Annotated in this window: 7 protein-coding genes; 4 read left to right on the top strand and 3 right to left on the bottom strand. The window is 69.1% G+C overall.

Translation table 11 applies throughout. The annotated features are described in order from the left end of the window. Both ADBZ9K_RS02255 and ADBZ9K_RS02250 read right to left on the bottom strand, forming a co-directional pair. Positions 1–652, bottom strand: a 652-nt coding sequence (locus ADBZ9K_RS02255; RefSeq protein WP_526618217.1) for a primosomal protein N' family DNA-binding protein, incomplete at its 3' end; no start/stop codon positions are given. Positions 653–686: 34 nt separating this feature from the next. After that, positions 687–1388 (bottom strand): lysoplasmalogenase family protein, encoded by a 702-nt coding sequence (locus ADBZ9K_RS02250; protein WP_526618237.1) that lies wholly within the window; start codon positions 1386–1388, stop codon positions 687–689. Between ADBZ9K_RS02250 and ADBZ9K_RS02245 the strand changes: the two genes are divergently transcribed. Beyond that, positions 1387–2361, top strand: coding sequence for an alpha/beta hydrolase (locus tag ADBZ9K_RS02245; protein WP_526618216.1), 975 nt, complete (start codon positions 1387–1389; stop codon positions 2359–2361). The genes ADBZ9K_RS02250 and ADBZ9K_RS02245 overlap by 2 nt on opposite strands. A gap of 95 nt (positions 2362–2456) precedes the next feature. After that, a complete protein-coding gene (locus tag ADBZ9K_RS02240) occupies positions 2457–2852 on the top strand; it encodes a hemophore-related protein (protein WP_526618214.1) in 396 nt (131 codons plus the stop codon). Positions 2853–2859: 7 nt separating this feature from the next. Here ADBZ9K_RS02240 and ADBZ9K_RS02235 read toward each other — a convergent pair whose 3' ends face one another. Further along, a complete protein-coding gene (locus ADBZ9K_RS02235; RefSeq protein ID WP_526618212.1) occupies positions 2860–3897 on the bottom strand; it encodes a helix-turn-helix transcriptional regulator in 1038 nt (345 codons plus the stop codon). Positions 3898–4011: 114 nt separating this feature from the next. Between ADBZ9K_RS02235 and ADBZ9K_RS02230 the strand changes: the two genes are divergently transcribed. Both ADBZ9K_RS02230 and ADBZ9K_RS02225 read left to right on the top strand, forming a co-directional pair. Further along, positions 4012–5397 (top strand): cytochrome P450, encoded by a 1386-nt coding sequence (locus ADBZ9K_RS02230; protein WP_526618210.1) that lies wholly within the window; start codon positions 4012–4014, stop codon positions 5395–5397. After that, positions 5394–6872 (top strand): flavin-containing monooxygenase, encoded by a 1479-nt coding sequence (locus ADBZ9K_RS02225; protein WP_526618209.1) that lies wholly within the window; start codon positions 5394–5396, stop codon positions 6870–6872. The genes ADBZ9K_RS02230 and ADBZ9K_RS02225 overlap by 4 nt, the downstream gene beginning before the upstream one ends. Positions 6873–6939: the final 67 nt, after the last annotated feature.

The raw sequence follows: 6939 nt of genomic DNA, 5'->3' as shown, positions 1-6939 counted from the left end.
GGGCGACGACAGCGGCCTGGTCGACCCGCGCGGTCGTCGCCTGCCAGAGCGCGTCGATGTCGCGCTGGTCGGGAACGACAGCCAGCACCCCGTATCCGCCGCTGACGGCGGCTGCAGCGGCCTCGGCGACCCGGTCGCACCACTGTTCACCGGGCAGCGCCTGCCACACCGCCCGGGCGGCCCGGCCGTCGCGCAGTGCACAGAGGAACTGTTCGCCGCCGCCGTAGCGCGCCCAGCCGGCCGGGTCGACCGGATCGACGACGGGCAGCAGCGGCGGGTCGGCCTGAGCCTTTTCGGCCCGGGCGTGCCGTGGTGGGATGGCCAGCCGCAGCACGTCGGGGCGGGTGCCGGCGTAGCGGGCGGCCACCGCGTCGACCAGCCGGCGCACCTCCGGGGTCAACACCGGCTCTGCCGAGATCACCCGGTCCAGCCAGCCCAGCTGGCCGACGTGGTCGGTGTCGGAGCGTCGTTCGAGCACGAACGCGTCGACCAGCCGGCCGTGGAAACGTACCCGCACCCGCACGCCGGGTTGCGCGTCGTCGGATTGCTCCGCGGACACCAGATAGTCGAATTCACGGTCCAGGTGCGGCACCGACAGCATCGGCAGCACCCGCGCGACGGGTTCGTGCTCGGCGGCGCGCCGGATCGGCATCGTCGAAGACTATCGGCGGCGCCGACAGAAACTCTCAGTCGCCAGCTCGGCGGCCGAAGAAGAAGCCGGCCGTGATCAACACCTGCGCGGTGGCATACACCCACCAGATCGGCACTTCCAACGCCGCGGAATCCAGGATGAAACGCCCGATCCCGATCATGCCGTCGGATATCGCGAACACCACGGCACCCAGCGCTGTCCACGGGGTGGGCAGCTCCGCCAGCAGCGCTGCGCAGACCATCGCGGCCAACACCGCCATATAAACCGCTACGGGCACGGTGAGCCCGTCGGCGACCAACCGCGGCCAGAACCAGACCAGCAAGGAGATGCACGCGGCGATCATGGCCGCCGCGGCCAGCAGGCGCGGGCCGCCCCGACCCCGAAGCGGCAGCAGGGCGCCCAGATAACAGAGGTGGGCCAGCAGAAACGACCCCAGGCCCAGCACGAAGGACGGCGGCCACCACGGCATCGCCAGGAAGAAGTCGCCACCGCCCGAGAGCAGCAGCGCCGCCACCAGCCAGCGCCGCTCCCGAACGACCGGGTGCCACAGCGCCGCCACCGCCAATAGCACCGCCATCAGCGCTTTGACGGCGGGCTGCCCCGGGAACCGGCCGGTCAGTTCGGCGCCGTCGGGTAGCTGCAGCGCGGTAACGACCAGGAAGATGCCGTAGCCGACGGCGGCGGCCACGCCGGCCAGCCACCAGCTTGTCGGGGTGCGGAAGTACGGTGAGCTGATGCCCAGTTTGGACAGACCGTCAGTGGACGCCACCCTGCAGAAGGTACTGGACGCGGTGCCGTTCCAGTTGTCGGTGGATGGCGGAATCGACGAGGCGCGCCGCCGGCTGCGGGAGCTGCCGCGCCGGCCGGTCCATCCCGATCTACGGGTGGAGGACCACCACATCGACGGACCGGCCGGCCCGATCCCGGTCCGGGTCTACTGGCCTGACGCCGCGGAAAACCCCCCTGAGTCAATTCCCGGGTCGCTACGCTCCGGCCCTCCGGTCACCATGTATTTCCACGGCGGCGGCTTCGCCGTCGGCGACCTGGACACCCACGACGGGACGGCGCGGGAGCACGCCGTGGCCGCCTCCAGCGTGGTCGTCTCGGTGGCCTACCGGCTGGCTCCCGAGCACCCTTACCCCGCCGCCGTCGACGACGTGTGGACGGCCACTCGGTGGGTGGCCGACAACGCCGACCGGTTCGGGGCGGACGCCTCGCGGCTGGCGGTGGCCGGTGACTCGGCGGGCGGCACGCTCGCCGCGGTGGTCACCCAGCTGGCCCGGGAGGCCGGCGGCCCGCGGATCGCGTTCCAGCTGCTGTGGTACCCGTCGACGATGTGGGACACCTCGTTGCCGTCGTTCGCCGAGAACGCCGACGCCCCGGTGCTCGACAACGCCGCCATCGCGGCCTTCACCCGCTGGTATGCCGGCCATCTCGATCTCAGCGACCCGCCGCCGGGGCTGGCGCCGGGCCGCGCCGCCGACCTGACCGGGCTGCCGCCGGCCTACATCGCCGTCGCCGGTCATGACCCGCTACGCGACGACGGCGCCCGCTACGCCGAGCTGCTGGCCGCCGCCGGTGTAACGGTGGACCTACACAACGCCGACACACTGGTGCATGGCTACCTCGGTTACGCCGGGGTGGTTCCGGCCGCCACCGAAGCGGCCGCGCGCGGGCTGGCCGCCCTGCGCACCGCCCTGCACGACTGAACGGCGGGAATGACGCGGCTAGCAGCAACCTTGTCGGGACCGTCCGGACAGGCGACAATGGCAACAGACGTCACAATCGGGAGGGATTTTACCCCATGAACACTGCTGAAAGTGCCGGACGCCGGCGAAAGCTCGGCATCGGCCTCGGCACTCTGGTCGGCGGGATGGCGCTGGCCGTCATCGCCGCCCCGTCGGCTATCGCGGCGCCGGACTGCAGCCAGCCCACGGTCGACAGCGCCGTCGCGACGGCACAGGGCCAGATTCAGGGCTACCTGAACACGCACCCGGACGGTCAGAAGGTGCTCATGACCGCCGCGTTGCAGCCGCGCGCGCAGGCCGCTGCCACCCTCCAGGCCTACGCCCAGACCAACCCGCAGGAGTACCAGGAGTTCACCGCGATCCTGGCCCCCCTCGGCACACTGCAGAAGCAGTGCGGCGTTCAGGTCATCCCGCCGCAATACCAGTGGGCGTTCGACCAGTTCGTCGGCTGATCCGCGATCACGGCCCCGCCCAGCGCGCCGCATAAGCGCTGGGCGTGGTGCCGTACCAGCGTCGGAACGCGTGGCAGAACGTCGAGGTGTCGCTATAGCCCAGGCGTCTCGACACCTGCTCCACGGTTAGGCCGACGGTGGTCAGCAGGTCGACCGCCAACGTCGACCGGGTTTCGTTGAGCAGATCCCGAAACGACGTGCCCTCCTCGGCAAGCTGGCGGCGCAGCGTGCGCGGGTGCATGTCCAGTTCGGCCGCGACGGCGGGCAGTGACGGGAAGGCTCCGCTGTCGCGGAACAGCTTCGAGCGCACCACCGCGGTGATACCCCTGCGCTGCTCGTTGCGTTGCATCAGCGCCTCGCACTGGGCCAGGCACAACGCCAGAGTGTGCGGGTCGGCCTGCGGCAACGGCTCGTCGAGCATGGCGCGCGGGAAGTGCAACCGGGTGTGGGCGCGGCCGAACGCGACGTTGGGAATCGGCACCAGCGCAAGCAGCGGCGCCAGCGCCTGCTCATCGGTGGCCAGCTCGGCCTCGACATCTCCGCCGTAGCGGGCCACCACCGGATAGGCGAACCCGCTAATGGTCGCGATAATCCCGGCGACGTCACGCTCGATGAAGAACCGGCGGACGTCCGGCGGCAGGTGGTCGGCGTTGAGTTCGAGCATGCTCTCCGCGGCGCCCTCGAACAGCCGGACCTCGATGTTGAGCATGGTCAGCGCGAAGTAGCGCATCGCCACCGACACCAGTTCGCGCAGCGTCGCGCAGGACATCGCCGCAAACCCCATCAGGCCCAGGTGGGTCAGGGTGAACCGGCTTCCGACGTGCATGCCGAGTCCGGCGTCGTCCGGGACCCGGGCCAGCACCCGGCGCACCGCCACAATCTCATCCCTGGCCGTCACCACCGCCTGACCATCGAGCAGATCGTCGACCCCGATTGCCGTGCCGGCCAACACATCACGGGTGGCGATTCCCCGCTCGACGGCCACCTCACACAGCATCCGGGTGGCGAACACGGGGTGCCGCAGGTCGGCCGACCACGTGACCATGCCTGCCACTGTGCCACGAAACAGGGACCCGCTCGCGCGGCTTGTCCTAAAAACACAACTCGTTGTCCCAAAGTCCCATTCACCCTGGCCCCGGGCGACCCTAGGCTCGACCAAATGGCCACCGCAACGGCAGCGCGACCATCCAAACGGCTCAACACCTGGACAATGACCACCGAGGCCATCACCGTCGGATTCGACGCCGGCGACGGCTTCCTTGGCCGGTGCAGAGGGCACGACATCACCCGTTTTCGTTGCGCCGGAAGGCGTTTCGCTGTCCTCGGACATCCCGACTACGTCGACCACGTGCTGCACCAGAACCGGTTGAACTACATCAAGTCCACCGAGTACGAACCGATCAAGGCCGCCGCCGGGGTCAACCTCCTCACCGATGAGGGCGAGTCCTGGGCGGCGCACCGAAGCGCACTGAACCCCACCTTCGCCCGGCGCCACCTCAACGAGATCGTCGACCTCATGCTCGAACCCATCGCCGAGATGACCGGCGCGCTCACCGCACGCGAATTCGACGTCCACGAGACGATGGTCGCGATGACCCTGCGGGTGGTCGCCAACGCGCTGTTCAGCCAGGATTTCGGCCCGTTGGTAACCAGCATGAGCGACCTGGCCACCCGGGGTCTGCGCCGCGCCGAGAAACTCGAGCGCCTTGGCCTGTGGGGCCTGCTGCCCCGCCCGGTGTGCCGCGGTCTGACCTGGTCGCTGTACTCCGGACTGCCACTCCCCCCACCCCTGGGCGAGCTGCAGGATATCGCGCAGGCACTCGACGCCGCGGTCAACGCGGTGCTCGACGAACGGATCGCCCACCCCACCGACTCCGCCGACCTGCTCAACGTGTTGTTCGCCGCCGACAACGGCAGCTGGCCCCGCAAGCGGATTCGCGACGAGGCGCTGACCTTCATGTTGGCCGGCCATGAGACCACCGCGAACGCCATGTCCTGGTTCTGGTACCTGATGGCACTCAATCCCGACGCGCGCGCCCGGATGCTCGCCGAGATCGACGAGGTGCTCGCCGGACGATCACCGACCGCCGCCGACCTGGGCCGGCTGCCCTGGACGACCGCATGCGTGCAGGAGTCGCAGCGCTACTTCTCGTCGGTGTGGGTGCTGGCCCGTGACGCCCTGACCGACGACCTCGTCGGTGGCCACCACATCCGCGCCGGGACCACGGTGATCATCCCGGTCCACCACATCCACCACGACCCGCGCTGGTGGCCGCAACCCGACCAATTCGACCCGGGCCGGTTCTGCGCGGGCGCCGGCAAGGACCGGCCCCGCTCGGCGTATCTGCCGTTCGGCGGCGGACGGCGGATCTGTATCGGCCAGAGCTTCGCGCTGATGGAGATGGTGCTGATCGCGGCGGTCATGAGTCAGCGCTTCGTTTTCGACCTCAAGCCTTGCCATCCGGTGGAGCCGGAGGCCACGCTGACGCTGCGCCCCAAACACGGGGTGCACGTCATCGCCCGGACCCGGGAGGACGCACCATGAAACCCGATCACGAGACGTTGATCGTCGGCGCCGGATTCTCCGGGATCGGCTCGGCGATCCTGCTCGATAAGGCCGGCCTGGATGACTACCTGGTCATCGAGGCCGGCGACGGGCCGGGCGGCACCTGGTACTGGAACACCTACCCGGGCATCGCCGTGGACATCCCGTCGTTCTCCTACCAGTTCTCCTTCGAGCAGAGCACCGAGTGGTCGCGCACCTACGCTCCCGGGCGCGAACTGCGCGCCTATGCCGAACACTGCGTCGACAAGTATCGGTTGCGGTCGCGGATCCGGTTCGCTACCAAGGTGATTGGCGCGAACTTCGACGAGCACAACGACGTCTGGCGGGTGGAACTCGACTCCGGCGAGGTGCTGACGGCGCGGTTCCTCATCAATGCCAGCGGGGTGCTGACCATTCCCAAGCTGCCCGATATCGACGGGGTGGGCTCGTTTGCCGGGCTGACGATGCACACCGCGCGCTGGGATCACAGCCAGGACCTCACCGGCAAGCGGGTCGCGATCATCGGGACCGGCGCCTCGGCGGTGCAGGTGATCCCGGAGATCGCGCCGATCGTGGCCCAGCTCACCGTCTTTCAGCGCACCCCGATCTGGTGTTTCCCGAAGGCCGACCTGCCGATCTCCCGCGCGGCACGCTGGGCGATGCGGGTGCCCGGGGGCAAGTCCGTCCAGCGGCTGCTCAGTCAGGCCTACGTCGAGCTGACCTTCCCGCTAGCGGCGCACTACTTCACCGTCAACCCGCTGGCCAAGAAGATGGCTGACGTCGGAAAGTCCTACCTGCGCACGCAGGTTCACGACCCGGCGGTGCGTGCGAAGCTGACCCCGCGCTACGCGGTGGGCTGCAAACGGCCGGGCTTCCACAACGGCTACCTGTCGACGTTCAACCGCGACAACGTCAACCTGGTCACCGACCCGATCGACCACATCACCGGCGGCGCCGTGCTCACCGCCGCCGGCCAGACCCATGACGTGGATGTCCTGATCCTGGCGACCGGCTTCAAGGTGATGGACACCGACAGCGTGCCGACCTACCCGGTGACCGGGGCCGGCGGTCAGTCGCTGGCCCAGTTCTGGGACGAGAACCGGCTGCAGGCCTACGAGGGGGTCAGCGTCCCCGGCTTCCCCAACATGTTCACCGTCTTCGGTCCGTACGGTTACGTCGGGTCGTCGTACTTCGCGTTGATCGAAGCCCAGGGCCATCACATCGTGCGCTGCCTCACCCACGCCCGGCGCCGCAAGGCGGCCCGCGTCGAGATCAGCCCGGAGGCCAACGACCGGTTCTTCGCGTCGATGCTGCGCAAGCGCCACCGGCAGATCTTCTGGCAGGACAGCTGCAAGCTGGCCAACAGCTACTACTTCGACAAGAACGGCGACGTGCCGTTGCGGCCGGCCAGCACCATCGAGGCGTACTGGCACAGCCGGCGCTTCCCGCTCGACGACTACCGCTTCACGGCGTAGAACTCCTCCGCTTTCCGCCCAAACCGACGTTTGGGCGGAAAAGGCCGAGTACAGGCCGCCAAAACGT

Origin of the sequence: Mycobacterium sp., assembly GCF_965229265.1 — a bacterium.
Taxonomy (GTDB): Bacteria; Actinomycetota; Actinomycetes; order Mycobacteriales; family Mycobacteriaceae; genus Mycobacterium.
This window is presented reverse-complemented; position numbering and strand designations above follow the sequence as displayed.